General features: G+C 50.1%; 24 protein-coding genes and 1 tRNA gene. 7 read left to right on the forward strand and 18 right to left on the reverse strand.

Features of this window, described 5'->3' with window-relative positions; translation table 11 throughout:
• Positions 1 to 61 precede the first annotated feature (61 nt).
• The 4 genes from LDO05_RS12705 to LDO05_RS12720 all read right to left on the reverse strand — a co-directional run bounded on the left by LDO05_RS12705 (position 62) and on the right by LDO05_RS12720 (position 6,719).
• Entirely contained in the window at positions 62 to 1,009 is a 948-nt protein-coding gene (locus tag LDO05_RS12705; protein ID WP_251375750.1) for a carbohydrate kinase family protein, read from the reverse strand.
• Between the two features lie 14 nt (positions 1,010 to 1,023).
• Complete coding sequence (locus LDO05_RS12710; RefSeq protein ID WP_346657647.1) at positions 1,024 to 2,499, reverse strand: glycoside hydrolase family 32 protein; 1,476 nt, start codon at positions 2,497 to 2,499, stop codon at positions 1,024 to 1,026.
• 179 nt (positions 2,500 to 2,678) lie between these two features.
• Complete coding sequence (locus LDO05_RS12715; RefSeq protein ID WP_251375752.1) at positions 2,679 to 3,656, reverse strand: LacI family DNA-binding transcriptional regulator; 978 nt, start codon at positions 3,654 to 3,656, stop codon at positions 2,679 to 2,681.
• 276 nt (positions 3,657 to 3,932) lie between these two features.
• Entirely contained in the window at positions 3,933 to 6,719 is a 2,787-nt protein-coding gene (locus tag LDO05_RS12720; RefSeq protein ID WP_251375753.1) for an adenosylcobalamin-dependent ribonucleoside-diphosphate reductase, read from the reverse strand.
• A 317-nt stretch (positions 6,720 to 7,036) separates the two neighbouring features.
• Here LDO05_RS12720 and LDO05_RS12725 point away from each other — a divergent pair, with 317 nt between their 5' ends.
• The 3 genes from LDO05_RS12725 (at position 7,037) to LDO05_RS12735 (ending at position 10,947) form a co-directional block, all read left to right on the forward strand.
• Positions 7,037 to 8,785, forward strand: a complete 1,749-nt coding sequence (locus tag LDO05_RS12725) for a DEAD/DEAH box helicase (RefSeq protein WP_251375754.1) — start codon at positions 7,037 to 7,039, stop codon at positions 8,783 to 8,785.
• Positions 8,786 to 8,792: 7 nt separating this feature from the next.
• The gene (locus LDO05_RS12730; protein WP_251375755.1) at positions 8,793 to 9,833 is read left to right on the forward strand and encodes a YqhG family protein; all 1,041 of its coding nucleotides are present in this window, start codon (positions 8,793 to 8,795) and stop codon (positions 9,831 to 9,833) included.
• 163 nt (positions 9,834 to 9,996) lie between these two features.
• A complete protein-coding gene (locus LDO05_RS12735; RefSeq protein ID WP_251375756.1) occupies positions 9,997 to 10,947 on the forward strand; it encodes a hypothetical protein in 951 nt (316 codons plus the stop codon).
• A 98-nt stretch (positions 10,948 to 11,045) separates the two neighbouring features.
• On the opposite strand, the gene LDO05_RS12740 is transcribed toward LDO05_RS12735, so the two are convergent.
• Entirely contained in the window at positions 11,046 to 11,267 is a 222-nt protein-coding gene (locus tag LDO05_RS12740) for a YqzE family protein (protein WP_251375757.1), read from the reverse strand.
• Positions 11,268 to 11,444: 177 nt separating this feature from the next.
• On the opposite strand from LDO05_RS12740, the gene LDO05_RS12745 reads away from it, so the two are divergent.
• On the forward strand, positions 11,445 to 12,140 hold the full coding sequence (locus LDO05_RS12745) for an N-acetylmuramoyl-L-alanine amidase family protein (RefSeq protein WP_251375758.1): 696 nt from the start codon (positions 11,445 to 11,447) through the stop codon (positions 12,138 to 12,140).
• Here the strand turns inward: LDO05_RS12745 and LDO05_RS12750 are convergent.
• On the reverse strand, positions 12,127 to 13,020 hold the full coding sequence (locus LDO05_RS12750) for a divergent polysaccharide deacetylase family protein (protein WP_251375759.1): 894 nt from the start codon (positions 13,018 to 13,020) through the stop codon (positions 12,127 to 12,129). The genes LDO05_RS12745 and LDO05_RS12750 overlap by 14 nt on opposite strands.
• A 242-nt stretch (positions 13,021 to 13,262) precedes the next feature.
• A tRNA-Leu gene (locus LDO05_RS12755) sits at positions 13,263 to 13,346 on the reverse strand.
• A 164-nt stretch (positions 13,347 to 13,510) separates the two neighbouring features.
• On the opposite strand from LDO05_RS12755, the gene LDO05_RS12760 reads away from it, so the two are divergent.
• Positions 13,511 to 13,906: a YhjD family protein gene (locus tag LDO05_RS12760; protein WP_251375760.1), complete on the forward strand. Its 396-nt coding sequence runs from the start codon at positions 13,511 to 13,513 to the stop codon at positions 13,904 to 13,906.
• 93 nt (positions 13,907 to 13,999) lie between these two features.
• On the opposite strand, the gene LDO05_RS12765 is transcribed toward LDO05_RS12760, so the two are convergent.
• The 5 genes from LDO05_RS12765 to LDO05_RS12785 form a co-directional block, all read right to left on the reverse strand.
• Positions 14,000 to 14,332 carry a carboxymuconolactone decarboxylase family protein gene (locus LDO05_RS12765; protein ID WP_251375761.1) on the reverse strand — a complete coding sequence of 111 codons (333 nt, stop codon included), beginning with the start codon at positions 14,330 to 14,332 and terminating at the stop codon, positions 14,000 to 14,002.
• Between the two features lie 81 nt (positions 14,333 to 14,413).
• Complete coding sequence (locus LDO05_RS12770; RefSeq protein ID WP_251375762.1) at positions 14,414 to 14,629, reverse strand: hypothetical protein; 216 nt, start codon at positions 14,627 to 14,629, stop codon at positions 14,414 to 14,416.
• Positions 14,630 to 14,806: 177 nt separating this feature from the next.
• Positions 14,807 to 15,142, reverse strand: coding sequence for a hypothetical protein (locus LDO05_RS12775; RefSeq protein WP_127200835.1), 336 nt, complete (start codon positions 15,140 to 15,142; stop codon positions 14,807 to 14,809).
• Positions 15,143 to 15,230: 88 nt separating this feature from the next.
• Positions 15,231 to 15,803, reverse strand: coding sequence for a xanthine phosphoribosyltransferase (locus LDO05_RS12780; protein ID WP_251375763.1), 573 nt, complete (start codon positions 15,801 to 15,803; stop codon positions 15,231 to 15,233).
• Between the two features lie 24 nt (positions 15,804 to 15,827).
• Positions 15,828 to 16,487, reverse strand: coding sequence for a DedA family protein (locus tag LDO05_RS12785; protein ID WP_251375764.1), 660 nt, complete (start codon positions 16,485 to 16,487; stop codon positions 15,828 to 15,830).
• A gap of 183 nt (positions 16,488 to 16,670) precedes the next feature.
• Here LDO05_RS12785 and LDO05_RS12790 point away from each other — a divergent pair, with 183 nt between their 5' ends.
• A complete protein-coding gene (locus LDO05_RS12790) occupies positions 16,671 to 17,711 on the forward strand; it encodes a YkvI family membrane protein (protein WP_251375765.1) in 1,041 nt (346 codons plus the stop codon).
• 4 nt (positions 17,712 to 17,715) lie between these two features.
• Here the strand turns inward: LDO05_RS12790 and LDO05_RS12795 are convergent, their stop codons facing one another.
• Positions 17,716 to 18,855, reverse strand: a complete 1,140-nt coding sequence (locus tag LDO05_RS12795) for a glycosyltransferase family 4 protein (protein ID WP_251375766.1) — start codon at positions 18,853 to 18,855, stop codon at positions 17,716 to 17,718.
• A gap of 187 nt (positions 18,856 to 19,042) precedes the next feature.
• On the opposite strand from LDO05_RS12795, the gene LDO05_RS12800 reads away from it, so the two are divergent.
• The gene (locus LDO05_RS12800) at positions 19,043 to 20,440 is read left to right on the forward strand and encodes an RsmB/NOP family class I SAM-dependent RNA methyltransferase (protein WP_251378719.1); all 1,398 of its coding nucleotides are present in this window, start codon (positions 19,043 to 19,045) and stop codon (positions 20,438 to 20,440) included.
• 132 nt (positions 20,441 to 20,572) lie between these two features.
• On the opposite strand, the gene LDO05_RS12805 is transcribed toward LDO05_RS12800, so the two are convergent.
• From LDO05_RS12805 to yjbM, 5 genes are all read right to left on the reverse strand, one after another.
• Positions 20,573 to 21,370 carry a Cof-type HAD-IIB family hydrolase gene (locus LDO05_RS12805; RefSeq protein ID WP_251375767.1) on the reverse strand — a complete coding sequence of 266 codons (798 nt, stop codon included), beginning with the start codon at positions 21,368 to 21,370 and terminating at the stop codon, positions 20,573 to 20,575.
• A 57-nt stretch (positions 21,371 to 21,427) separates the two neighbouring features.
• Entirely contained in the window at positions 21,428 to 22,168 is a 741-nt protein-coding gene (locus LDO05_RS12810; RefSeq protein WP_251375768.1) for a pseudouridine synthase, read from the reverse strand.
• Between the two features lie 4 nt (positions 22,169 to 22,172).
• A complete protein-coding gene (locus LDO05_RS12815; RefSeq protein ID WP_251375769.1) occupies positions 22,173 to 23,705 on the reverse strand; it encodes an RsmB/NOP family class I SAM-dependent RNA methyltransferase in 1,533 nt (510 codons plus the stop codon).
• Positions 23,706 to 23,770: 65 nt separating this feature from the next.
• Positions 23,771 to 24,241, reverse strand: a complete 471-nt coding sequence (locus LDO05_RS12820) for a DUF309 domain-containing protein (protein ID WP_251375770.1) — start codon at positions 24,239 to 24,241, stop codon at positions 23,771 to 23,773.
• On the reverse strand, positions 24,231 to 25,043 hold the full coding sequence (gene yjbM, locus LDO05_RS12825) for a GTP diphosphokinase (protein ID WP_251375771.1): 813 nt from the start codon (positions 25,041 to 25,043) through the stop codon (positions 24,231 to 24,233). The genes LDO05_RS12820 and yjbM overlap by 11 nt, the downstream gene beginning before the upstream one ends.
• Positions 25,044 to 25,060: the final 17 nt, after the last annotated feature.

Consider the following 25,060-nt stretch of genomic DNA (forward strand, 5'->3'; position numbering starts at 1 on the left):
CTGAAAATGTCGATTCCCAGGGTATCTGTATGATCCTGCTTTGGGGTCGCAATATACCCAGTTAGGCTGATTCCACTTCAGATCGTGTTGGCAGCGCAGGTATTGCTCCTGGGCGGGTTGTCGTAATGGCAGCAGCCTTGTTAGCAAATGCTAACATTTCTGATGCTACTGCAGAATTAATAATGATATTGCGTTCATGCATCTGACTAATTTGATACAAGAGCGCTCCGATAAATGCGTCCCCGGCACCCGTTGTATCAATAACATTCACCTGTAACCCGGGCTCAGACACTTCGAAATTCCGATTATACCAGATCGCCCCTTGTGCCCCCCGTGTATAAATAACATGTTGAACATCTCCTGCAAACAATGAATCAATTGCTTCCCTCTCATCTTGCAGGCCTGTGATGAAACCTAATTCTTCATCACTAACCTTGACAATATGAGCAAGCGGAAGGACTTCAAGAATAGTCTGCCTGCAATGTTCGGCATTATCCCATAACGGCAATCTAACATTAGGGTCAAAGCTAATAAGGGCACCCGCTTCCTTGGCTAGAAAAATAGCTTTCAGGTGGGCATATTTAACTGGGGCCTCGATCAGATCAACGGAGCAGAAATGCAGAATATCCTGCTCACGAAACCACGGCCTAATCTCATTCTCATTCAGCAGCATATCTGCGCTAGGATTCCGGTAAAATGAAAAGTCGCGATTGCCATCCGCCTTTAGACTAACGAATGCAAGTGCGGTGTTCGCTTCATTCGTCTGAAGCACGCGGCTGGTGTCAACTCCCGCAGTTTGCATGGTCTCGATAAGGAAATCCCCGAAAGCATCAGCGCCGAGCTTACCAATAAAGGCACTCTTCCCACCTAGGCGGGAGACAGCGCATGCGACATTAGCGGGCGCACCTCCCGCTGCTTTACGAAAGCCCTCCACTTCCCTTAGCCCAACACCCGCTTGATGGGGAATAAAATCAATCAGAGCTTCCCCCATAGTAAATACGGTCGGCATGGTCCTGTTCCTCCTTATTGAATATCCCATTTATATAGTGATACAAGCTTGGCTGTTCCTGCTGTTCCTTTAGCAAATGCTTGAATCCCCAACGATTGCGGCCCAGGATAGATGCGTGCTGTAACAACGTATTCACCTGCGCCGATGAACACTTCCACCGAAGACTTATCAACAAAAATCCGCAGCCTGAGACGTCCTTCATCAAGCTGCACTTGGACCCGGCGTTCACCACCAGGACCGAGACCAGACTTATCCCTGTTCACGCTGAATAACTGCTCGTCTGTTCTATAGGATAGTACCGTCTCCTCTTCTGTTCCTACCCTAAGCTTAAGTCCAAATTCCTCAGCGCTGCCAGCTTCAAACTCCACCTGAAGCTCATAGCTGTCGCCCGAAGTGTGAATACCGATGACCTGATCCAGAACAACGTCATGCAGCTCATAAGGATTTCTCCGATAATTCTCTATTTCTTCAACAGGACTGAACAGAATCCGGTTCCCATGTAACTCTGCTTTTCGCGGCAGAGTCATCGCGCCTGCCCAACCATGTCCGTGCTGCGTAGGCATATCCGTCTCCCACATGTCCATCCAGCCGATAATGATGCGTCGTCCTTTGTCATCCAGCATAGATTGGGGCGCATAGAAATCGAATCCATGATCGACCTGAGCAAAAGCTTCACTATGAAATTTCCCTGTACAGCAATCAAACTCTCCAACACAATACATAGTGGAATGAAGGTTCCTGTATTCTTCTCCTTGAGCCGGCATCCGCTGAGGGGAGAGCATGAGGATGTCTTTGTTCCCAAGGGAGAACAGATCCGGGCACTCCCAATTGTCTCCAAAACGCCCATCACTCCGTGCGAGCACATTCACAAAAGTCCATGTATGCAGGTCCTCGGAACGGTATAAAAGAACAAGTCCATTTCCCTTAGCATCATTTGAACCAAGAACAACATAATAATGACCGTTCTTCGCGAACACCTTAGGATCACGGAAATCCTTCTGGCTTACTTCTGCTGGAATCTCATTATAGCCAATAACCGGATTGCCTTGCCATTTCTCAAAAATCACTCCATCCTTGGAAACAGCAATCCCCTGAGACTGCTTATAGTCCTCATCCTTGTCAGGTCCTGTAACTACATGGCCCGTATATACAAGCACCAACTGGCCGTCTTTCTCAATAGCACTCCCGGAAAAGCAGCCATCCCGGTCAAAATCCGAATCCGGAGCCAGCGCCACCGGGAGGTATTCCCACTTGATCAAGTCCCTGCTTACAGCATGGCCCCAATGCATAGGTCCCCAGACAGGCTGGTAGGGATGATGCTGATAGAACAGATGGTACTGATCTTTATATTGAACAAATCCATTAGGGTCATTCATCCAACCGTATTCAGCCATTAAATGATAATTCAATCTATATTCTGTCCGAAGTAAGTGCTTAGATTCCTTGATGAACCGGTCAGCCCTCTCAATGGAATACCCTGAATGTGTAATAAGTCACGCCTCCTTACACTTGTGCTATTAACTTAGCGGATACTACATATTCTTCACAAAATGCCTGCATTCGAATTATATGTCAACCCTTTAACATATGTCAAACGATTGACATATGGCTATTTAATAACCCCTATCCGAACCAATACCCCATCCATAGGGATGGGGCTAGACTCGAGTCAAGTGGTAGACCGCTCTATCAATTCAACGGGAAGCAAGTTCTCTTTTTCAAAGGCCACTCCTTCTAACTGCTTCTGAATGAGCTCTACAGCCAGGCTCCCGAGAGCCTCAATAGGTTGCCTAATAGTAGTGATTCCTGGGATAAACCAGGCAGCCATATCAATGTCATCGTAGCCGACTATTCGAATATCTTGAGGCACCCTCTTTCCTCGGGCGAAGCATTCTCTCACCGCACAAGCGGCAATAATATCACTGCTGGCAAAAATGCCATCCACCTCAGGATATTCCTCAAGCATCTTCTGAACAATCTGATTGTACTGCTGTGAATCCAATACATTCATATCCGTCTGGATTGTGGTGTGCTGAATACCATGCTTCTCAGCTGTATCTTTGAAACCGTCATTGCGATAATTGGCAAGCATGGCCAGTTCAAGGTTACCGCATACGTGTACGATAGCACGGCAGCCCTTGCTAATCAACAGCTCAGCCGCAAGCACTCCGCCTTGGTAATTATCCGAAGAAATGAACGGAATCTCGTTGTCTATCTGCCGGTCAAAGGTAACGATGGGTGAATTAAGATTCCGGTATTCTTCGATCTCAAGTGTATGACTGCCCATAATAATTCCATCAACCCGATTGCGTTTAAGCATCCCAATATAGTCCTTTTCTTTTACAGGATCCATATGAGAGTTGCAGAGAAGCACCTTCCAGCCGTTCTGGTATGCATAATACTCGATATGATTGGTGAGCTCACTGAAAAAGGGATGGGATACGCTCGGAATGATGAGGCCGATTAGATTTGATTGTTTGCGTAGGAGAGAACGGGCAATTTCATTAGGCTGATAATTGAGCTCTTCCATCGTCTTAAAAACCTTTTTTCTCGTAGCCTCACTAATATATCCCCGATTGTTAAGAACCCGGGATACCGTGGTAACAGACACTCCTGCTTTTAGAGCAACATCATTAATTGTCGACATAGCTACCTCTTATTCTACCGGCTTGATTTCCACCTAATATACCTGATCGTTGGTAGTAAAACAAGTTGTGAAAAGCTGTAGACGAGAGTCCAGTTCACGCCACATATAGTGAGGGCAATCCGTGGCGGGTGGGTGAGCATACAAATGATCAGCCTTAGTTAAACAGGACTGACAGTGGAATAAAAAAGGAGCAGCTCCTGTCAGGGCAGGGCTGCTCCATAATCTAATTAACTATCTCTACTCCATCTCGTTACCCACAAGCCTAATTCCAATTCGTTAAGAACACCTGCTGTACCCGCAATGACTGCACGTACGGCAGCCCTCCATGTTAATCAAGGATGCAGATCCGCAGGAAGGACACAGATCACGGGAGCCTTCTGGGAAGCTTGACGTGTGAGCTGTCGCTCCCACTTCATTCTCATATTCATTGAACAATTCCCCTACCAGAGTACCCGGATCTGCTAAGAACTTGCTCTCAGTCTGCTGCGCTTCCTGCTGAACATGCGTCTCTAAAGCCTTGGCAACCGCATCCGCGATAGATTCCACCCGGTTCGCTCCAAAGCCGATGGCACCGGAACCGCCAATGCCTTTCAAATGCTTGATGAGCAGCTCAACTTTATGCCCATGATCCCCGTAGCGCAGGAATAAGGAGCATACACGGCCCAATGCTTCGGCCATGGCGAATACATCCGAACCCGCTTTGCCGACATTAAGGAAGATTTCCGCCGGTATACCATCCAGATCATTGATCGTAATATAAGCCATACCGAACGGCGTATTCATCTTATAGGTAGCGCCTCTCAATATTTGAGGACGGCTCTTATACTGCTTATCAACTACCTTATTGCTGGACAATGATACGCTGCTTGGGGTTGAGTGACCCTGCTTCAATAATCCCTCAATTTCTTGCCCTTTCAGCTTAAGCAGATTATCCGAAGCCTTGGAGGTCTGTTCAGCAGCCCGCTGAGCAATCTTCTGTTCCAGTTCCTCATCCACAGCCTGCTTCTCCCCGGCTCGTCCATGCCCTGGCTCGCTGCTCATCTGCTGATCCGCATTTAATCCCAAGCCTTCGGATGCGGGAAGGTCAAGCTTCAGCTTTTCTCTGCGTGCCTGTTCATCTGTGATGTCTTCCTTCTTCTCGGTCTGCAGCACCTGAACGTCCCGGCTTCCGTCCCTGTAGATCGTTACTCCCTTACAGCCGAGGTCAAAGGCTAGTTCATACAGCCGCTTCGTATCCTCTACCGTAAAATCAGCCGGGCAGTTCGCCGTCTTGGAGATGGAGCTGTCCACCCACCGCTGAATCGCAGCCTGGACACGAATATGATCCTCTGCAGATAAATCCATCGCGGTGACGAAATAATCCGGCAGTTCCTCTCCCGGATGCTCATCTATCCAGTCCTGTGCGATTGGCACGAACTGCTCGTCAAAGCCCAGCCTGCTCTGTCTGTAGTACTTAAATGCGAAGTAGGGCTCAATCCCTGTAGATGTACCCACCATAGTCCCTGTACTTCCCGTTGGGGCCTGGGTAATAATCGTTACATTCCGGATGCCTTTGCCTTGTGCAGCTGCGCCAACCTCCGGGAATTCCTTCACCATTTCCTTCATGAATCCGCTTTGTAAATACTTACCGGCGTCAAAGGCGGGGAATGAACCCTTCTCCTCGGCAATATCTGCTGAAGCGAGATAGGATTCTCTAGCAATGAAGCCATACAGCCGATCCAGGAACTCCAAGGATTCTGCACTGCCGTAACGAACCTTGAGCTTGATCATTAATTCGGCAAGCCCCATAGTACCCAGTCCAACCCGGCGCTCATTCTTCTGATTCTCCTCATTCTCCGTGAAATGATAAGGAGTCTTATCGATCACATTATCCAGGAAGCGCACGGAATAGCGTGTGGCCAGAGCAAGCTCGTCCCAGGCTACATCTCCGCTTGTCTCATCATAAAATTTAGATAGATTCAGCGAGGATAGATTACATACTCCCCAGCCGGGAAGCCCTTGTTCTCCACAAGGATTCGTACAAATAATCGGATTAAAATACCAGCTGTTGGACATTTGATTGTAATACTCCATAAATACGACACCTGGCTCCGCCGATTTCCATGCGGACTCCATAATAATTTGCCAGATCTCACGGGCTTTCAGCGTACGGTAAATAATTACCTTGCCGCCGCCCGCCTTCCAGGTATCCAGAGAACCGTCCCATTCAAGGTCGTAACGGGGATCCGCCGTATCCGGGAAGACTAGCTCCCAGTCCAGGTCCTGCTTTACCGCCTGCATGAAGGCATTACTGATGCATACGGACAAATTCGCATTTGTAACCTGGCCCATCGTCTGCTTCACAGTGATGAAATCCAGCACATCCGGATGCCAGTCATTAATCATTAGCATCAGCGCTCCACGCCGGCTGCCCCCCTGTTCAATCAATCCGGTGGTGTAGCTGAACAAGCCACCCCAGGACACCGCCCCGCTGGATGATCCGTTAACGCCTTTAACTACCGCTCTCCTCGGTCTAAGAGAACTAAGGTTAATCCCCACACCGCCGCCTCTGGCCATAATCTCTGTCATCTCGGACAGAGTCTCCATAATTCCGCCCCGGCTATCCTTGGGAGAAGGTATAACGTAGCAGTTGAACAGGGTGAGTTCCTCACTGGCCCCGGCTCCTGCTGCAATTCTTCCGCCCGGAACAAGCTTCCAATCATCGAGCAATGAACGGAACTTGCCCTCCCATTCCCGTTGAAGCTCGGATGTCGCTTCAACCGAAGCCATGGCTTTGGCCAGACGGTCCCACATCTCTTCTGGAGTCTTCTCTATATTAAGTGTAAGCAGCTCTACATCTGAATCCACTAATTCACCGCTGCGTGTCTTAACGGTTACAATATTGCCCTGTCTGGCAATGATCTCTCCAACTTCCTTGGCCGGGAATTTAGGGTCGTCCTTGGTCAGTACAAGAACTGTATCTCCAATCTCCGCTTGACCCGGATCCGCGTTCTTCCAGGCATAACGATCCAAAAATATTTTTTCACTCAAGCCCTCTAGCCTTTTGTGATTGTGTGTATCCATGAAATAAATGACCCCCTACAAAGCATAGTGAGAACCAGAACTATATAACTCCTCTACCCAAATATGCAACATACCACAACATATTGTGCATAATCATCATCATACTATACGACATATCGGACAATTGTGATCTCCGTCATATCTCTTATTCCACACAGCCGCTTGATCCGCCCCTGCTTTCCCAAGCCATTCTGTTCGCCCTATCTCTATTGCTGCCGGTTATGAACAAGACTACTTTCGTACATACTACCAGTAGAAATTATCTCTAACCTTATACTTGCCAGAATCAGCATCCGAGAAAGGAAGGCTACAGCCTTATGAGAACGCAACCTGATCCTGATCTTTTTCCAAAAATCGAGTTTGACCGAACCTGGTTTGAACAGCTGGACTCCAGACTGAATAAAGGCGGACCCTGGGATAACTGGAGCTTGTTCTCCCTCGCTATCCAGTCGGAGGAAGCAGGGCTTGTAACCGAATTTGAGGAGATGCAGTGCTTGAAGCATCTGCATGGGCTCGAGCCCCTGCCACACCAGACGGATACGGCCAAGAAAGTGTTATTTGAAATGCGAGGACGGGCCATTCTGGCCGATGAGGTCGGACTTGGCAAAACGATAGAAGCCGGACTTATTCTCAAAGAATATTTAATTCGTGGACTTGTCCGCAAGGTTCTTATTCTTGTTCCCGCATCGCTTGTTCTCCAGTGGGTCAGAGAGCTGAATTCCAAGTTCGGAATCTCGGCAACTGCCCAGAAAAAGGTCCACTCCTGGAACTCTGACATTGTGGTTGCTTCCATGGACACCGCCAAGCGGGATCCACACCGGGAGATACTGCTGGGACAGGAATATGACCTGGTTATTGTCGATGAAGCCCACAAGCTCAAGAACAAAAAGACGACCAACTATCAGTTCATGTTGAAGCTCCGCAAAAAATACTGTCTGCTCCTTACCGCGACCCCGGTACAAAATGATCTGGACGAGCTGTTCAATCTTATCAATCTGCTTAAGCCGGGTCAGCTTGGCAGGCAGGGTGACTTCTCGGCTAATTTTGTGGTGGATAAACGCGTGGCCAAGAATGAAGATCAGCTTAAGACTGAGCTGGCGAAGGTCATGATCCGTAACCGCCGGGGCGAGGGCCAATTGAATTTCACCAAACGGCTGGTACGCAACGTCCCCCTTGAACTGTCACCGGACGAGAAGGCGCTGTATGACGGAGTAACCTCTTTTGTCAAAAATCAATACCAGGCTTCCGGCGGAAATTTCAGCAGCATGCTCTCACTGGTTACCCTCCAAAGGGAAGTATGCAGCAGCCGGGATGCCGTGTTCGTCACCCTCGTCAATCTGTCCAAGAAGCTGGCGCCCGACTCACCAGTCAGAGATCAGATCTGGGAACTGGTTCATGCGATTAAGGCCATCAAAGAAAATACAAAGGCTGAGAAAACCATGGAGCTTATCCGGGAGATGAATGAAAAGGTGATCGTCTTCACGGAGTACCGCGCGACCCAGGAATATCTCCTTAACTACTTCCGCGACCGTGGACTGAATGCCGTTCCTTATCGAGGCGGGATGAACCGGGGCAAGAAGGACTGGATGATGGATCTGTTCCGCGGGCGTGCCCAGGTCATGATTGCTACCGAGGCTGGGGGGGAGGGGATCAATCTCCAGTTCTGCCATAACATGATTAACTTCGATCTTCCCTGGAATCCAATGCGGGTAGAGCAGCGGATTGGACGCGTTCACAGACTTGGCCAGCAGAACGATGTGAAGATCTATAATCTATCGACGAAGGGAACGATTGAAGAACATATCCTGAACCTGCTGCATGAGAAGATCAACATGTTCGAGACGGTAATTGGCAGTCTGGATGTCATATTGGAACGTTTCGAGAAGAATCATTCCCTCGAGAAGAGTCTGTACAAGATTATGCTTGAATCAGAAAGTGAAGACGATCTGAAGCAGCAGGTCGAGTCGCTTGGAAGCTCTCTGGGTGCCATCAAACAGGATGTGGCCATGGATGACACGCTCCTTGACAAGGATGAAGGTAACTTAGAGCAGCTCTTAGGAGGTTGATCCGCAAATGACGATGACTACAGAACAAATCCATAAATATGTCCTCACCTACCTGGAGAGCATGGAATGCCAGGTGCTTGAACAGTCTCCTTATCATGTAATGGTCAAGCTGTCGCCTGAGGCCGATAAGGAGCTTACAGGCCGCCCTTATTATTGGGGCTTTATCGAACGGACTAACACAGAGCCGGAGACCATGTCGTTCCTCTTCGTCTTTGACCCTGAGAAATATGAGCAGGCTGAAATCGCCAAGACAGCCCAGGCGAATGAATCGCGGAGAGCCGCTCTCCATACGCAGCTGAACAAGCCTCTAATTACATCCGGCGAAGCAGCAGCTAGTTCATCTCCTTCACAGACGGAGGACAGCATTCTTGGGAGATACTTCGGAGTGGTGCGTCCGCTTCCGAATGTAGGTCCAGGCCGAATACACCGGGAGCATCTGCACTTTGGAAGCCCTCGCCTGCAGCAGATATTTACGGCGGCCCGGCGCGGGGGAAGCTGTGTCTATTTGTTCGAGGACGCTGGCCCCAGACAACGGGCCACGCTGTTCCCAGCGGCATACGAGCCGTGGTTGGGCATAAGCTTCAAAGTAGAATTTGCCTGTGATATGAAGCGGGAGGAGCTGCATTTCATGGGAATATCCCTGGTTAGTCAGAAGATAGATTTTCATTTCCGTGATCGGCTGAGTACCAGATCTCTTGTGCCAAGATTACCTGAGAATGTCCACATTGAACCCTCCTCCATGACTCCCGCAGAAGCCAGAGATGCCCTGGAAGCCTCACTACAGAGCAAGCTAAGTGAACTCGATTCAAGCTGGGCAGTTGAAGCAGCTGAACGGCTTCAAGAGGAGCTTGAGCTAATCGATGCTTATTATGAAGATCTCCTGCTCGAGGAGGACGAGGAGAAAAGGAACTCAGCGAGAGAGCAGTATGAAGCAAGACGGGAGGAGATTCGCTGGCAGTATGAACCGCGTATCCTGGTAACTGCCATTAATTGCGGCATATTTCATCTGCGGCAGGAGCATGCCGGACGAAATGAGCATTATCGATAAAACATCGCAAAAATAGAAAGCCGGCGACAAGCTTGTCCCGACAGGTTGCAACAGTCTTCTGCCGGCTGTTTCACTACAATAGGTACACTGACTTCCAACCACAAGGAACGCTAGTACTCGCTAGTACTTAGTACTAAACCAAATTAGGCAGGTGTTCTAATCCATGAAGAGTTGTCTGAACAAGCTCTTTCGTACCAGTTTATGTATGACCCTGCTCTTCGGGGGGACCTTAAGCATAGCCAGCCCCTTTTCTAATGCAGCCCCTTCTCTTCAATCTGGTCAAGCAATAGAGAAGCTTGAAGCTCCTGCTGAATTGAATCAATTTATACAAGATATTCTGGGTGCATTGTCGGAACAGAGCCCTTTTCAGAGCTGGAAAAAAGCTGATTTCACCGCCGAGCCGCTCGGGCCGGGTACCCATGCCTGGCTCATTACACTCAGAAGCACCTCCTCTCCCTCAGGAGGTTACCTGATTATCGGAGCCAAGCCGGATGGTGGTTACGCATTAATCGAATATGGGCTGGGAGACGAGTCTCCATTCGCCGCCAAGTCGCTCGAGCATGCGCTCACTCTGTTCAGGGGCCTTGGGGAAGATTCTGACCTTCGGATCGAGAAGCTGTATGCGGGACCTGCCCTGGCCGAATGGAGAATTTGTGCCAAAAGCTCGCCTGAGCAGGGCAGATATTTCGACGCGGTTAGCGGAGAACTTCTGCCCGGGACAGATACTGCCTGGAAGAAGCAGCCGGCCCTTATGACGGCATCTGATTCTAGGCTGATCCACAGCGGCAGCATGGTCACCGTTCCAATGAAATCGGTAGTCACCGCACCCGCATACGATACTTATGAGAACATTGCGTGGATGAATCAGAAGGCGCTGCAGGTGAATACAAGCTCTTTTATCAAGCATCTCAAGCACAAGAAAAAGCTGATCTACGCCTCCAGAGGGTCAGACCGTTCTTATTCCACTTCTCTTTCTATCAACGGATTTCAGCACTGGGACGGGCCCACAACCGATAGCCTTTATGTAATCTCCACTCACAGTGATTCGGTCCGATGGATCTCCCTGATATCTTTAGAGAGCATGGGAGAGTTCTATAATGCAGAGGGTCCTTGATTATCCTGCCACAGCACAGAAGCTGCAAGCCACGGCCAGACGCCAAACAAAGCTGATCCCTCTGACGGTATCAGCTTCGTTTGGTTTTGATAAGAGAATTAAAATTCGTGTGAAGAGTTTTTCCGCCGGCGTTCCTTCCGGAGCGGATCCGGCCTGCTCCCCCACCACATCTCAATGGCAAGAGGAATCATGCCGAACCATTTACGAGTCCAGGGCTCACGTTGATTCCGCTGCTCTTGTCTGCGAACTTCCTTAGGTGTCTCAACAAAATGGACAACCTTCTCGGTAATTATCTTCACAAGTTCATCGCCACTAGCCATAATGACGATCCCTCCTTCTAGACACAGGACAGAATTCCCTGCTGCAATCTTTTAGTTATATTGTGCTCTTCACTCCACATTCTTATTCACCAGCTATCCGATTCGCAGGGTCATACATCATTTCCTGCTCTTTAGGCCAAGATAGAGGTAAAAGAAACCAAGATAAAGGTGAGCAACATGCGGCGATTAATTTCAATTCTGATAGGCTTGCAGCTAATTACGGTCTGGATATCTCCACAACGGATACACGCCAATCCCCAGGATATGGAGAGGCTCTCCCGGCATGCTTTCCCCGAACCTGTTATTCTGATTGATGCAGGCCATGGCGGAGTGGACGGGGGAACCTCATTCAGAGAAATCCTGGAGAAGGACATCAACCTGGACATCTCGCGCAAATTGTATCTCCTGCTGAAGAGCAAAGGCTATGCAGCTGCCTTGAACCGCTCCGCAGACTACGCGCTCAGTGATGACAACCAGTGGCTGAACAGCCGCTCCAGACACAGGCGCGATCTTGCCCAGAGAAAAGGGCTCAGTGACGAGCTGAGTACCTCTATCGTGGTAAGTATTCATTTGAATTGGGCCCATAGCCGGACCCAGCGAGGGCCCCTGGTTCTGCACCAAAATGAAGGCAGGAGCGCAGTCCTAGCCTGGAGTATCCAGAATGAGCTGAACACGGTGTTCGGTACCCGTTCATCCCCTGCGCTCGGCAGACCCTTTTACCTGCTGAATCATATTCAATCCCCAGCCGTGATCGTCGAGACCGGATTCCTAAGCAATGCTGAGGACCGGGCTATGCTGACCAGACCCACAGAGCAGATGGAAGTAGCTAAAGCGATCGTAGCCGGGATTATGGCGTATTTCACGGAACTATAAAATCCGGCTTAGACCGCTCCCGGGCCAAATCACTGACACCTACGAACTCCGCCTCCTGCTTCAGCATGTGAATCGAATGCCGAAGTACGGAGGCAGTTCTCTTCCCTCCCGAGCCCACATGGCCAATGGTGACACAGCTCTCATGATTCTTCAGCCACTTGGATACCTTCCCGATCTGCCTGGAAATATGATCATCAGTTGCGACATCATCCAGAAAGATATGGTTATACACCTGTGGAAGCCCCTTTTGCTCACACAGCTTGCCGACGACAGACTGATGATTGGTCTTGCTGTCCACGAAGAACAATCCCCGCTCTTTACAGATATCCAATACGATGGACATGATGCGTTCGTCCGCCGTCACTTTGGATCCCATATGGTTATTGATCCCTACAGCATAAGGCACATTATCAATCGCCGCCTCCACACGCTTCCGTACCTCTTCATTAGGCAGCTTAGCCAGAACAGCCCCGGGTCCGAGCCATTCCGGCTTCCCCTGCTTCGGTTCCATGGGTAAATGAACGAGCACATCGTAACCCCGCTCATGAGCCCGCTTCGCATCCTGCTGCGTGGTCTGAAGAAAAGGCATGACCGCTACCGTCAATTTAACGGGCATGGACAAGATTTCATCAGTCCCCTCCATCTTGTTGCCCAGATCATCGATAATGACAGCAAGCTTCTTCTTAGGCTGAACCTTCGGGTTCTGGGCCTCTCCTACTGGGTCAGACATAACAACGGATTCTTCTGGTATCGTATAACCTGTATCCGTCAGCGCATATGCCGATGCAGGATTACCCAGCAGGTACCCACCCAATGTTAGAACCATTGCCACTCTGCGGCTTATACCCTTTGAAACGCCCTTTGTCTTGAGTCTATTCATAACCTGCTCCTCCTGCCTGGCACATTTGGTCCCTTCATTGTGTGAGCTTAAGAGTTCAAATATGTATGGCAAAACAGGAGCTTTCAGGAATAGGTTGATAGCTGGACAAAATAAACCCGTAATGAGGTTCGTAGAACTGCGCGTTGCTGCTTAACGATCAATTCCCGGTTCATGATAATCTACATATTAAAAGAACAGGCCCTACAATTAGTAATTGTAGGGCCTGTTCTTATTAACATTAATGCGGTCGAGAGGACTCGAACCTCCACGGGGGTTAGCCCACACGGACCTGAACCGTGCGCGTCTGCCAATTCCGCCACGACCGCTCATTGTCTCTTGCAGAAGATGTTCTCTGCGGCGACAAGATATATCTTATCATGGAAGTCTAACCAAGTCAACAACCTTTTTATATTTTTTCTTCCCCATTGATATTCATCAAATAATCTGGTTAAAATAAGAACATAAGTTCGCATCAAGGGTGGTGATATCTATGGCTGTTCCAAATATAAATACAGATGAGCTCAGCTTGATCAAGAGCTGGTTGATGCTCACATTTATACGCAAAGTCTTCGAGCGCGATTCCCGGATACTTATAGACAGCGGCGTTCTTAAGAGCCCTCAGGTATATGTGGATATGATTCGCAGCGGTTCGGACAGGGTCGCGGTGGTGATGACCGGAATCCAGAATGAACTCACGAAACGCAAGATCAGAATCTACGAGGTTAAGCAGGCAAGTCAAGGAATTGAAGCCAGGTATGTATGCCGCAGCTACCACGGCGAGATGAACATCCCCTGGTCTGCGTTAAGAAGTGAGATGCCCAGCCGGATGAGAGCCTATTTAGGCGTTGAGCAAGGCATGCAGAACGGGCATCTGAGCCCTATCTAGCCGCTTCCTGCTCACACACATGACAAATACCCTCTGCACACGCAGTGTCAAAGGGTATCTCTGTCATCATGCAGCTGATGGCGCACTGCCTTGTCACTGGGTCAACGCCTGCTCTACTCTTGTAGCACCTTGGGACAGAATATGGCCTGAGCTGACGGCTGCCGCGGCGGCTGCCGTTTCACGAATTTCAGCATCCGTGGCCCCCTTGGATCTGGCCTCTTCCGTATGGTAGAACGTACACACCTCATTATTGGCGAACAGGCTGATTCCGAGGGCAATTAACTGCTTGGTCTTGGCATCCAATTCTCCTGCGGCCAGTGACTTGCCAGTGAAGTCATGATAGGCTTCAGCCACGCCAGGCATATACTCACCAAAAGCATGAATTCCATCTTTATATGCTCTTACTTTATCACTCTTCTGAGACATGGTCAGCACCTCTTCCTTGTATAGATCAGCCCAATGCAGCCGTTCTCTATTACAATGTCCGGGGGGTGGCCAATATATGCTCTATACTTCAAAAGAAATACGCGGTTCTTTGGCCGGTTGGAACGTATAATTCCTATCCAGCTTGACAATATTACGGTTCGGACGCCGGATCATGACCTGTGTATCACTCCAGGCCACGACAATCCCCCTGACATCATTCTCGGGAATCGCATCCCGAATGACCCGGACCTTCTCTCCGGATAGGCGGAATGCATCCAATGCTTCATCACTAATCATGTTCTTGTCATTCCCTCCTTATAGACAGACTTGATCATCGCATAAATATACCAGCATCGCGGCAAATCATCAAATCCAGACACAAAAACAGGCCATCTACCGGTTCACCGGCAAACGACCTGTCTGAACACGGGTATTATTCGCTCACCGTGTATATCAAAAGGTATTGCTCCCTATTTATCTTTGTGCGTGTTCTTTGCTATCGTTCTTCTCGAACCAGAAGTCAAGCACTTTAGCCGACATCACACGTTCTTCAATATATGCTACCTGCTGAGGACTGAATTCTTCTCTCCATGGAAATGAGAGATCCTCACACATTCCCGCAATGGTCAGCAGCTGTGACCAGGCTACATACCGTTTGTACCAAAAGAACTGCGGGTGTTCAAGCATATAGGGATAAAGGTCATCAAACTCTGTATGTTTGCAATCAAGAGCTCGCTCAAAGGTAACCTTGGCTTCACTTAGCTTCGTAACAAAATATTCTGCATTTACTACCGGTTGTTGTTCCCCCATGTAGTTGCCTCCTCTCCCTACTTATCTCTTATTATAACTGAAAAGAAAGGCTCTGCAAAGCATTGTTATGAAATTGATTCCATTTTGCCTAGTCTTCAAAAGTGACCTTTCCATCAGTCAAGGATACAATCCGCACCAGCGATTCAAGGCGAATTCCCTGCTCGCGGATGGCTTTGCCCCCAGCCTGAAAGCTCTTCTCGACCACGATGCCGACGCCAACCAGCTCCGCACCCGAGCGCTGAATAATCTTAACCAGACCACGGGCCGCATCGCCATTGGCGATAATATCATCGATGAACAGAATCCGGTCATTCTCCGAAATATACTGCTTGGACAGAAGAATATCCGTCACAATTCCTTTGGTGAATGACGGAACACGTTCACAGAGCGCGTCCGGGTCAGCCAGCAGCGTCTTCTTCCGGCGTGCGAATACCAGGGGGACTCCCAGCTCATAAGCGGTAGCAAAAGCCGCCGGAATCCCGGATGATTCAACAGTAACAACACGGGTAACCCCGTCTTCACGGAATCTCGCGGCAAATTCCTTGCCCATTTGCATCGTCAGCTCCGGATCCACTTGATGATTAAGAAGCGCGTCGAGCTTAAGCACCTGGTCCGAGATGACAACGCCTTCCTCCAGGATTCTTTGTTTTAGTGATTCCATGGCTTTCTCCTCCTAAAAAATAATCTAATCTGTATTCTCTGACTGACTGGATGGGGCAGCCTGTCCCCTCTCAGACTTGCTCAATCTCTTTGCCCTGAGACTTCGTATGAACAGATAGATAATAACTCCGATCAAACAAAGTACGATAACCAGCAGAGCCATGCGCCACATATGATGATGAACATAATAAGCCATTTTTCTCCAATGATGCCCTACTGTAGCTCCAAGCAGCATAAACGTTGTACACCATATGGCGGCACCGATACTTGCATAAATCAAGTACAAATAAAGCGGAAGACGGTATACCCCCGATAAATATGAGGTTAGCTGACGCAGACCCGGAACGAAATAACCGAACAGGACACTCCAGTTCCCGTAGCGGGCGAACCATTTCTCGGTTGTCGCCAGTCTGCTTGGAGTGATGAAGATCCATTTCCCGAATTTGTGAAGCAGAGGTGTGCCCACTACTCTTCCGAGCGTGTAGCTAAGAATCATCCCCGTCATACTGCCGAGAAAAGTCATAAGCAGTGCGATCCAGAACACAAAGTGCCCTTCTGCGGTCAGTCCTCCAAATGTCACAACCAACGTTTCATCGGGTATAGGAATGCCCATAAAGCCCAACGCGAGTAGTCCGAACATAGCCAAATAACCATATTGAGCGATATAAGACATAATTACACTCAAGATATATCTCACCTTTCTAAAGATACAGCGCAAGCTCTGCTTAAGAATGGACATGTTGCAGTCATGTCCCGCCTCCGTACCACATACCTTGTACTATATATAGCACAGATCCGGGAGGTTCGGAAGTCATGTACTTCCAAAGTTACCCGCTGGGAGCTCCGCGAAACGGTAAGGAGGAAAAAGATGAAAAATGCCGTCAAGGTCTTGCAGATCGGCTTCACCTATATCGGCACGATCGTTGGAGCCGGATTTGCAACAGGTCAGGAGATTATTAAATTCTTCACCCAATATGGCAAATGGGGCGCACTTACCATTCTGCTGGCCACCATCCTTTTCATTTGGCTGGGTACCAAAATGATGCTTCTCGCCCACGATATCGGCGCTTCCTCCTATGAGGATCTGAACCGCCGCCTGTTCGGTCATCGGGCCGGGGGCTTAATCAGTATATTCACGCTAGTGGTACTCATGGGTGTGAACAGTGTCATGCTTGCTGGCGCAGGCTCGGTCTTCATGGAACACCTGGGGCTTCATTATCAGACCGGGCTATGGATTACAATGATTGGTGCCTACCTGCTGCTGCACCGCGGTATCCAGGCCATTCTGCAGCTGAATTCGATCGTCGTCCCCCTCATGCTTATCCTGTCAGTAGTTATTATTAGCAACACCGCAGGCATGCCTGAAGCCTCCCGCTTCCTGACATATACAACCGACAAAAGCTTAAGTGCGGCCTGGGCTTCCCCGCTGATGTACACAGCCTTCAATCTTGGCATGGCTCAGGCGGTTCTCGTTCCGATCGGGAGTCATACCCGGAATAGGAAGGTGCTTATCTGGGGCGGCATTCTGGGCGGGATGGGAGTGGGCTTCCTGCTTCTGGCAGGACATTTCGCTCTATCCGCCCACATGCCTGGCATTACACAATACGAGATTCCAATGGGGCATATCGCCAATCATCTAGGCACGATTGTAAGAATTGTCTACGTGATCTTAATATTCCTGGAAATCTTCAGCACTTTCGTGGCCGACATCTACGGAGTGGCCTTACAGATCAAGCAGCGGTTCCGGATTGGGCCGAAGCTGCTGTCCCTTGTCCTGCTTACCGTATGTTATCTTACCAGTCAATTCGGATTCAGCTCACTGCTCTCTGTCCTCTACCCTTTGTTCGGCCTGTTCTGTCTGGTCTGGGTAATTATGCTGGTACTCCACCGAAATGAGAGAACCACCTGAAGCGCTAAGGCTCCTGGGCTTGAGGCTGATACTGCAGATATACTTTCTTAAGCTCATGCACAGCACGCGCGATGGAATATTCACGCTTCGCCTTCTCCCAGCCTGTGCGTGCCAGGGCATACCGGTAAGAAGGATCCAGAATAAGGGACTCCAGGGCTGAAGCGAGAGCATCAGGAGCTTCAGATGGAACAAGCAGCCCCCCTACCCCATGCTCAATCTGCTCTGCAATTCCTCCAACCTCCGTGCCTACCAGAGCAAGACAGCACAAGGCTGCTTCCGCAAATACGGAACCGAATGCCTCTGCGCGGGACGGAAGTACAAATATATCAAAGAAAGGCATGAATTCTTCCGGATGGAGGGTGTATCCGTAGAAGATCGTCTCCTCGTAGATTCCAAGCTCTTGAGCCATCTTTTCCAATTCAGGCCGCATGGGCCCATCTCCGATAATATGCAATACATAAGAGTGCCCCTTGTGCTTAAGCTGCGCGCAAGCCTCAAGCAGCACATCGAGGCCTTTGGCCGGGACAAGCCGGCAGACGGTAACGAGCTGGGCAACCTCGTTATCGTGCGGGATTGGCTTGAATCTTTTCTCATCGAAACCGTTCGAAATAACTCCAATCTCTTCAGGGTGCTCCACATGTGGTGATAAATAGTCAAGGAAAGACCTGGAGACCGTTAACATTCGGTCTGTCCGGTGCTCGAGCTCTCTATAAAGGGAGGTCAGGAACCTATGCTCCGGCCCTCCTTCTCTAATCGATCCATTAAGAAGAAGCTCCCGCTCGTAACTGGAGTGGATCGTCTGAATGACGGGTGTATTCGGAAATGCATCCTTCATGGCAAGACCAGTAATCGGATGATGGGCATGTATAAGATCATAAGGGCGCTGTATACGCAGCTTCGTCCACCACAAGTAATCCCGGTAGGTCTGTATATATTTCTGGACAACGGGACTGTCTTCAAATTCAGTCCAGTCGAACGTATGAAACTTCACTTGGTCCGTACCCTTACTGCGAATCCGCTTAGGTATGGAGAAGATATCCATCTCCCAGTGAGGCGGATTGAATCTGTCCTGCAAGTAAGGAATCATGGAGGATACACCGCCAGGCTGTTCAGGCGGGAAGAATAGTGCCTGCAATAATCTCATAGGGTTGCCCCCTTCTCTGTACTATAACGTCTGTTCACATCGTCTGTTTCTCCATTATGACATAGGTATGCAGGAACAATCCATTTCCCTTTTGTGAATCAAATTTCTTTGTGATAAACTGCTAATACTTTGTAGTCGTATAGTGGGACCGGACGATCGGGAAGGAGTATAACCTATGGAGCAACAAATGGGGCAGCAGACACTGCCTGCTGATTATATTAGACAGATGAAGAGCCTGCTTGGGGCTGAAGAAGCTGAACAGCTCCTGAACAGCTATGATAAGCCAAGAGCATACGGGCTCAGATTGAATACGCTGAAGATGGGTCTGTCATCTCCTGTGATGGGGATTATGAGGAATCAGTTCAAGCTTAGGGAAGTCCCTTGGTGCGGAGAAGGATTCTATTATGAGGAATATTCACGTCCTGGCAAGCACCCTTACCACGCGGCAGGGCTGTATTATATTCAGGAGCCATCAGCCATGTCAGCGGTTGAACTTCTCGCTCCCGAGCCCGGAGAGACCGTTCTGGATCTCGCCGGGGCGCCTGGGGGCAAGACAACCCAAATTGCCGCTAAAATGAAGGGCGAAGGCCTGCTCATCGCCAACGAGATCCACCCGCAGCGCGCCAAAATTCTGGCGGAGAACGTGGAGCGCTGGGGAATCCGCAATACGGTGGTTACCCAATCTACCCCAAGCGGGCTTTCCTCGAGATTCCCGCTGACATTTGACCGCATTATGCTTGATGCTCCCTGTTCCGGGGAAGGCATGTTCCGCAAAGACCCTGAAGCGGTGAAGGAATGGTCTGAAGCTTCGGTAGACGCTTGTGCGGCAAGGCAGTGGGACATCCTTCAAGATGCCATCAAGATGCTGAAACCCGGCGGCCGGCTGGCCTACTCCACATGTACCTTCAACCGTACAGAGAATGAAGAGACCATTGCCCGGTTGGTAGATGCCTATCCGTTCATGAGACTGGTGGCCGAGAAGCGTGTCTGGCCTCATTTGCATGAAGGCGAAGGCCATTATGTGGCACTCCTTCAGAGAAAGGATGCTGAAGAGGAGCAGATCCGTGAGCTGGAGCCTGTCAGAGTATCCAAAAGCGGGAGAAAAGCAAAAGCTGGCAAAACGGCCGTTCCCGCGAAAGAGACGCTGACAGCCTGGGAGGCCTTCCGTTCGTGGGCGGCTGAAGACTTTCCCGGATACATCCACTCGGAAGGAAGCCCGGAGCTGTTCGGCGAAGCGCTATACTGGCTGCCGCGGAGCAGAGGTCTGCCTCTGCAGATGAGCCAGCTTAGCGGACTCAAGCTGCCCCGGGCCGGGCTTCATCTCGGCGAGCTGAGGAAGGGAAGATTTCAGCCCAGCCACGCCTTGGCCATGGCTTCCACTGCCGCGCAGGCTGCCCGCACCTGGGACCTGGAACCCACCTCACTCGAAGCAGCGGCCTTCCTGCGGGGTGAGACCCTTCAAGTTCCAGACACGATGAAGGGATGGACCCTCGTTACTGTATCAGGTTACCCGATCGGATTCGGCAAAGCCAGTGCAGGCCAGCTGAAGAACCATCTGCCCAAGGGACTGAGAATTCATATTTGAACCTTGTGGTGAGCTTGCCGCGCATTGCTCTCTGACCGCATCCGTGTCCCGCCGGGGCAGACTTGGATGGCTGGTCGTATGTATCAAAAAAAGTCTGCCGAGGCTAGAAAACCTCGGCAGACTTTTACTATTCTAGAGGCAGTACTTCTCCAGGGCCAAGCGTACGCCCTCCTCGTTGTTCGATGCGGTCACGTCCTGCGCAGCCGCCTTCACTTCCACAGGTGAATTATCCATTGCTATTCCAAGTCCAGCGAACGTAAGCATCGTAATATCATTATAGAAATTACCAATCGCCATGACCTGTTCAGCTGGGATACCGCGCTGCCCGGCTAGCTTTTTCAGCGCATTGCCTTTTGAAGCCTCGGGATGCATCAGGTCTATGAAATAATCGCCGCTGCGCAGCATATTAAGCTCATGGGTCCAAAGATTCCAATCGGCTTCCACCTTGTCCATTACATCTGTCAGCCCTGATGCAGTCAGCTTGACAATTGGCTCCGTGAAGTCTACCCAAGCCGGCAGATTAAGCGGTTCAATCAAGAACTTGTGGTACATATCCAGAACCTCAGGTTCCAGCTCATCCAGTTTGTCGACATAAATGCCATAAGTGGTGTTCACATCAAAGTGAATCCCATTCTTGCGGCAGTAATCAATATAAGGTTCGAGCGCAGCAGATGTTACGGCGAACTCATTCACAATCTCCCGGGTATTCACATCCACCGTCGCCGCTCCATTGTGCGTAATCACATACCCTCCAAGCCCCATAGATTCCATAAAGGGAATGCAGCTAAGCGGAGCCCTTCCTGTGCATAGTACGATTTCAGTCCCCTGAGCAGCGACTTTCTTGATGGTCTCTGCCGTGGCTGGCGTAAGCACGTGATTATCATCCAGCAGTGTTCCATCCACATCTAATGCAATCAGCTTGTAGTTCATAATCTCCACCCTCTCTATATAATTAATTATATAATAAAAGTCCACTGACTGCACAAATCAGCGAAGCGAGTTCAATTCATCTTCCGTCAGTTCGCGGAAAGCTCCTTTGGGTAAGGTCTCATCCAGGGTGAGACTGCCCATGGACATTCTTTTCAAATAGAGGACCTTCGAGCCTACAGCTTCGAACATTCTCTTCACCTGATGGAATTTGCCTTCAGAGATGGTCAGCAATATGCGGCTTACGGGACCCTCCTCATCCTGAGCTTGTCCGGTAACAACCAGCTTCGCCGGAAGTGTGACATAACCGTCGTCCAGCTCAACCCCCTGCTCAAAGCGTGCCGCCTCCTCTTCCCCCACCAGACCGCGTACGTCAGCATAATAGGTCTTGGGAACATGCTTGCGCGGGGACAGAAGATCATGAGCGAGCTGTCCATCATTGGTGATCAGCAGTAGCCCTTCCGTGTCCTTATCGAGCCGGCCTACCGGGAACGGATGGAAGACCTTATAGTGTTCCGGAAGAAGATCGATCACGGTTCTGTCCCTGGTATCTTCGGTAGCCGAGATAACCCCCGCAGGCTTATGCAGCATGATATAGATGAATTCTCTGTACAGTACAAGCTCCCCATCTACCTCGATCTGGTCCGTATAAGGGTCTGCCTGGGCTCCACTGTCTTTCAAGACTTGACCGTTAAGTGAGACACGCCCCTGCTTGACCATTTTCTTGAGGTCTGCTCTGGAGCCAATCCCCAGATGACCCAGGATTTTATCTACCCGCTGCGTCTTTTTACCTTTATTCATCGGTCTAGGTCCACCTCCACCCCGCAGGGTATTCATTCTTGAGCATTCCATCCAGCCACTTGCCCCATCCCGCGGAATAACCATCAATGCATACGAGCACATAACCCTTTGGCTCTACACCTTCACTGCACTGAATTCGATCAGGGGAAATCGCCAGTGTCTCTCCCTTCAGATACCGGACCGCTTCACCTTCTTCTGAGGACAAAGATAACGAGCGCATCGCTTCTTCCGGGCGAAGGGCGGCGGCCAGCGGATGACCTGGAGTGAATCTTCCATTCTTCACTGTACCCACATACCAGCCTGGGCGGACTGTCTTGAGTCCATTCAGCTGTTCCTTGGCAACAGGGGACAAGTACACATGGCCACCGAACATTATCGGCTCGCCTTCGCTCTCAAGCTTCAAATTGGAAGCTGCGAAGCTGCTCCAGGTCCCAAGCATTTCCTGCTCAGCAGGCTCTGTCCTCTCCGGCAGTCCCTTCTTCTTGCGGAGCGACTGCTTGTCTTTCGCCGGTCGGCGAGTCCCGCTCAGAAGCAACTCCTCAGGCAAGTGCGCCTGAGTATCAGAGTCTTCCACGGGGACCGCTTCAGCTCCATTGTGCCTGAGCACAGCCACAAAGTGACCTTCCCCCTCAATGAGGTGGGGCCATAACCGGCCGCATTTTGAAGTCTCGCTTGCCGCCTCCGCGGTATACTCTTCTTCAGTCAGGCCCTCAGGCTTCAGCCATTCAGGGCGTCCCCCGGAGATCCCCCATTCCTGCGGAATCGGGATGATGCTAAATTCCGGATGCCTGCTTATAAAGGCGGCTATCATGCCTTCATTCTCTTCAGGCGCAAAGGTACAGGTGGAATACACAATAGTTCCGCCTGGAGCCAGCAGCTCAGCAGCGCTTCTCAATATATCCTTCTGCATCGCTTCGCATTTCACAACTGAATGCTTCTCCCACTGACGGACCATATCTGCGTCCTTACGGAACATCCCTTCCCCGGAGCATGGAGCGTCGATCAAGATCCGGTTAAAGTAATGCGGAAAAGCCTTGGCGATCCGATCCGGCGCTTCGTTAAGCACTACTGCATTTCTTACTCCGTAGAGCTCTATATTCTTGGCCAGTGCTTTTGTACGTTCAGCGCTGATATCATTGGTCACCAGAACCCCGGTACCTTGAAGCTTCCCTGCAATCTGCGTAGACTTCCCACCAGGCGCTGCACACAGATCCAGCACCCGGTCACCCGGCTGAACTCCCAGAGCCTCAACAGGAGCCATTGCGCTTGGTTCCTGAATGTAGTATAAGCCCGCATGATAGTAAGGATGCTTCCCCGGCTTCAAGCCATCCTCAGTATAATATCCGGTACCGCACCAGCGTATGGGACGAACCGGGAAAGGAACGATTTGTTCGAACTCCGCCTGATTAATCTTGAGCAGGTTCGCCCGGATCCCCGCATAATGCGGGGCTTGATAAGAATCCAGAAAAGCAGGATACTCATCCCCAAGTAATTTCTCCATCCGCTCCAGAAACGCAGGAGGTAATTGTATGGCCATACAGACACCCTCTCTAATTCGCAAGCGGCCCGCTGCCTGATAACAAGCAGCGGGCCGTGAGATTATTATCTTTTCTTCTTCTGATCCCGCAGCGCATGCTTTTCTCCCCGCTGAGGATGAATCTGAATCGGTATATTCGGCATAAGTTCCAATGAGGCGGACTCCACAGCACGCCCCAATTCAGGATCTATTATTTGAATGGTCAGGTCATGATATTGCACAGGCTTATCTGAATAACGCTCCAGCTTATCGGCAAGCTGCCGTGTATCTTCTTTCAATTTGGCCAAGTTGATCCCCAGGCTGTTATCCGCATAATTCTGAAGCTTATCCAGTGCTGACTGAAGCATCTTGCAGCTCCCCTTAATATTGCCTCTGCGAAAGTGAAATAATCCTACCGCCACCTGCAGCAGCCCTTTATATAGAGGGTCCCGCTTCTGGACAAGCCATAGCTCTTCAAGTACTTCATGACATTCGAAATAATCGCGATCCCGGTTAAAATAGATCAAATACGCTATATAAAGCGGATCATACTTCATCCGCGCTCTCCGCCTTGCGTGCGGCCTTCAGATGAGCCTTCACTTCATCAACCAGTTCTTTCATCTTGGCCAGGTCCTTGGCCTCCCAGAGCTCATTGAACCGCCGCTGCGCATCTATCGCTTCATTAATGAGGTGGTAGAAATACAGCTGATGGATGGCGTTCAAAGCCTGGGTCACCAGACTGGAATCATCCTCGAAGGATTTCTGCGCATCAAGAATCTCCTGGCGAATGCTGGACATCTCGTTATCGAGTACAAAGGCGGCCTCGGCAGCCTTCTTGAGTCGCTGCCGCATTTCCTCCGGCAGACTCTCCCGGTATTTATAGTTCAGAGAGTGCTCGATCGTAGCCCAGAAGTTCATAGCCAGTGTGCGAATCTGAATCTCGGCCAGCACAATCTTCTGTTCCAGAGCTGTCTGGACCGGGTATTCCACAATCATATGAAAGCTGCGGTAGCCGCTGTCTTTGTAGTTAGTAATGTAGTCCTTCTCGTACAAGACCTTAAGGTCCTTCCGGTTGCGGATATACTCAGCCACTCTGCGGATATCCTCAGCGAACTGGCACATAATGCGAATCCCCGCAATATCTTCAATTCCGGTCTCCAGCTGATCCATAGGTACACTTAGACGCTTCGCCTTATCAAGAATGCTGGATAGCTTCTTGACCCGTCCGGTTACAAATTCAATCGGTGCATACTCTTCCCGTTTCTTAAGCTCGGATCGCATGGTCTTGAATTTGACTTTCAACTCTTCTACAGCCTGTTCATACGGAAGCAAAAAAGTTCCCCAATCTCTGCCATCCATTCTGTGTGCTCCTCTCT

The organism is Paenibacillus sp. YPG26 (genome assembly GCF_023704175.1).
In the GTDB taxonomy this organism is placed as follows: domain Bacteria; phylum Bacillota; class Bacilli; order Paenibacillales; family Paenibacillaceae; genus Fontibacillus.

Bases quoted from the DNA above. Each gene is read 5' to 3' on its own strand.
- LDO05_RS12750 (WP_251375759.1), bottom strand. From the start codon at position 13,020: ATGAATAGACTCAAGACAAAGGGCGTTTCAAAGGGTATAAGCCGCAGA.
- LDO05_RS12760 (WP_251375760.1), top strand. From the start codon at position 13,511: ATGGCTGTTCCAAATATAAATACAGATGAGCTCAGCTTGATCAAGAGC.
- LDO05_RS12765 (WP_251375761.1), bottom strand. From the start codon at position 14,332: ATGTCTCAGAAGAGTGATAAAGTAAGAGCATATAAAGATGGAATTCAT.
- LDO05_RS12805 (WP_251375767.1), bottom strand. From the start codon at position 21,370: ATGAACTACAAGCTGATTGCATTAGATGTGGATGGAACACTGCTGGAT.
- yjbM (WP_251375771.1), bottom strand. From the start codon at position 25,043: ATGGATGGCAGAGATTGGGGAACTTTTTTGCTTCCGTATGAACAGGCT.
- LDO05_RS12780 (WP_251375763.1), bottom strand. From the start codon at position 15,803: ATGGAATCACTAAAACAAAGAATCCTGGAGGAAGGCGTTGTCATCTCG.
- LDO05_RS12810 (WP_251375768.1), bottom strand. From the start codon at position 22,168: ATGAATAAAGGTAAAAAGACGCAGCGGGTAGATAAAATCCTGGGTCAT.
- LDO05_RS12745 (WP_251375758.1), top strand. From the start codon at position 11,445: ATGCGGCGATTAATTTCAATTCTGATAGGCTTGCAGCTAATTACGGTC.
- LDO05_RS12740 (WP_251375757.1), bottom strand. From the start codon at position 11,267: ATGGCTAGTGGCGATGAACTTGTGAAGATAATTACCGAGAAGGTTGTC.
- LDO05_RS12715 (WP_251375752.1), bottom strand. From the start codon at position 3,656: ATGTCGACAATTAATGATGTTGCTCTAAAAGCAGGAGTGTCTGTTACC.
- LDO05_RS12705 (WP_251375750.1), bottom strand. From the start codon at position 1,009: ATGCCGACCGTATTTACTATGGGGGAAGCTCTGATTGATTTTATTCCC.
- LDO05_RS12795 (WP_251375766.1), bottom strand. From the start codon at position 18,855: ATGAGATTATTGCAGGCACTATTCTTCCCGCCTGAACAGCCTGGCGGT.
- LDO05_RS12775 (WP_127200835.1), bottom strand. From the start codon at position 15,142: ATGGGGGAACAACAACCGGTAGTAAATGCAGAATATTTTGTTACGAAG.
- LDO05_RS12720 (WP_251375753.1), bottom strand. From the start codon at position 6,719: ATGGATACACACAATCACAAAAGGCTAGAGGGCTTGAGTGAAAAAATA.
- LDO05_RS12735 (WP_251375756.1), top strand. From the start codon at position 9,997: ATGAAGAGTTGTCTGAACAAGCTCTTTCGTACCAGTTTATGTATGACC.
- LDO05_RS12725 (WP_251375754.1), top strand. From the start codon at position 7,037: ATGAGAACGCAACCTGATCCTGATCTTTTTCCAAAAATCGAGTTTGAC.
- LDO05_RS12820 (WP_251375770.1), bottom strand. From the start codon at position 24,241: ATGAAGTATGATCCGCTTTATATAGCGTATTTGATCTATTTTAACCGG.
- LDO05_RS12800 (WP_251378719.1), top strand. From the start codon at position 19,043: ATGGGGCAGCAGACACTGCCTGCTGATTATATTAGACAGATGAAGAGC.
- LDO05_RS12815 (WP_251375769.1), bottom strand. From the start codon at position 23,705: ATGGCCATACAATTACCTCCTGCGTTTCTGGAGCGGATGGAGAAATTA.
- LDO05_RS12770 (WP_251375762.1), bottom strand. From the start codon at position 14,629: ATGATTAGTGATGAAGCATTGGATGCATTCCGCCTATCCGGAGAGAAG.
- LDO05_RS12730 (WP_251375755.1), top strand. From the start codon at position 8,793: ATGACGATGACTACAGAACAAATCCATAAATATGTCCTCACCTACCTG.
- LDO05_RS12790 (WP_251375765.1), top strand. From the start codon at position 16,671: ATGAAAAATGCCGTCAAGGTCTTGCAGATCGGCTTCACCTATATCGGC.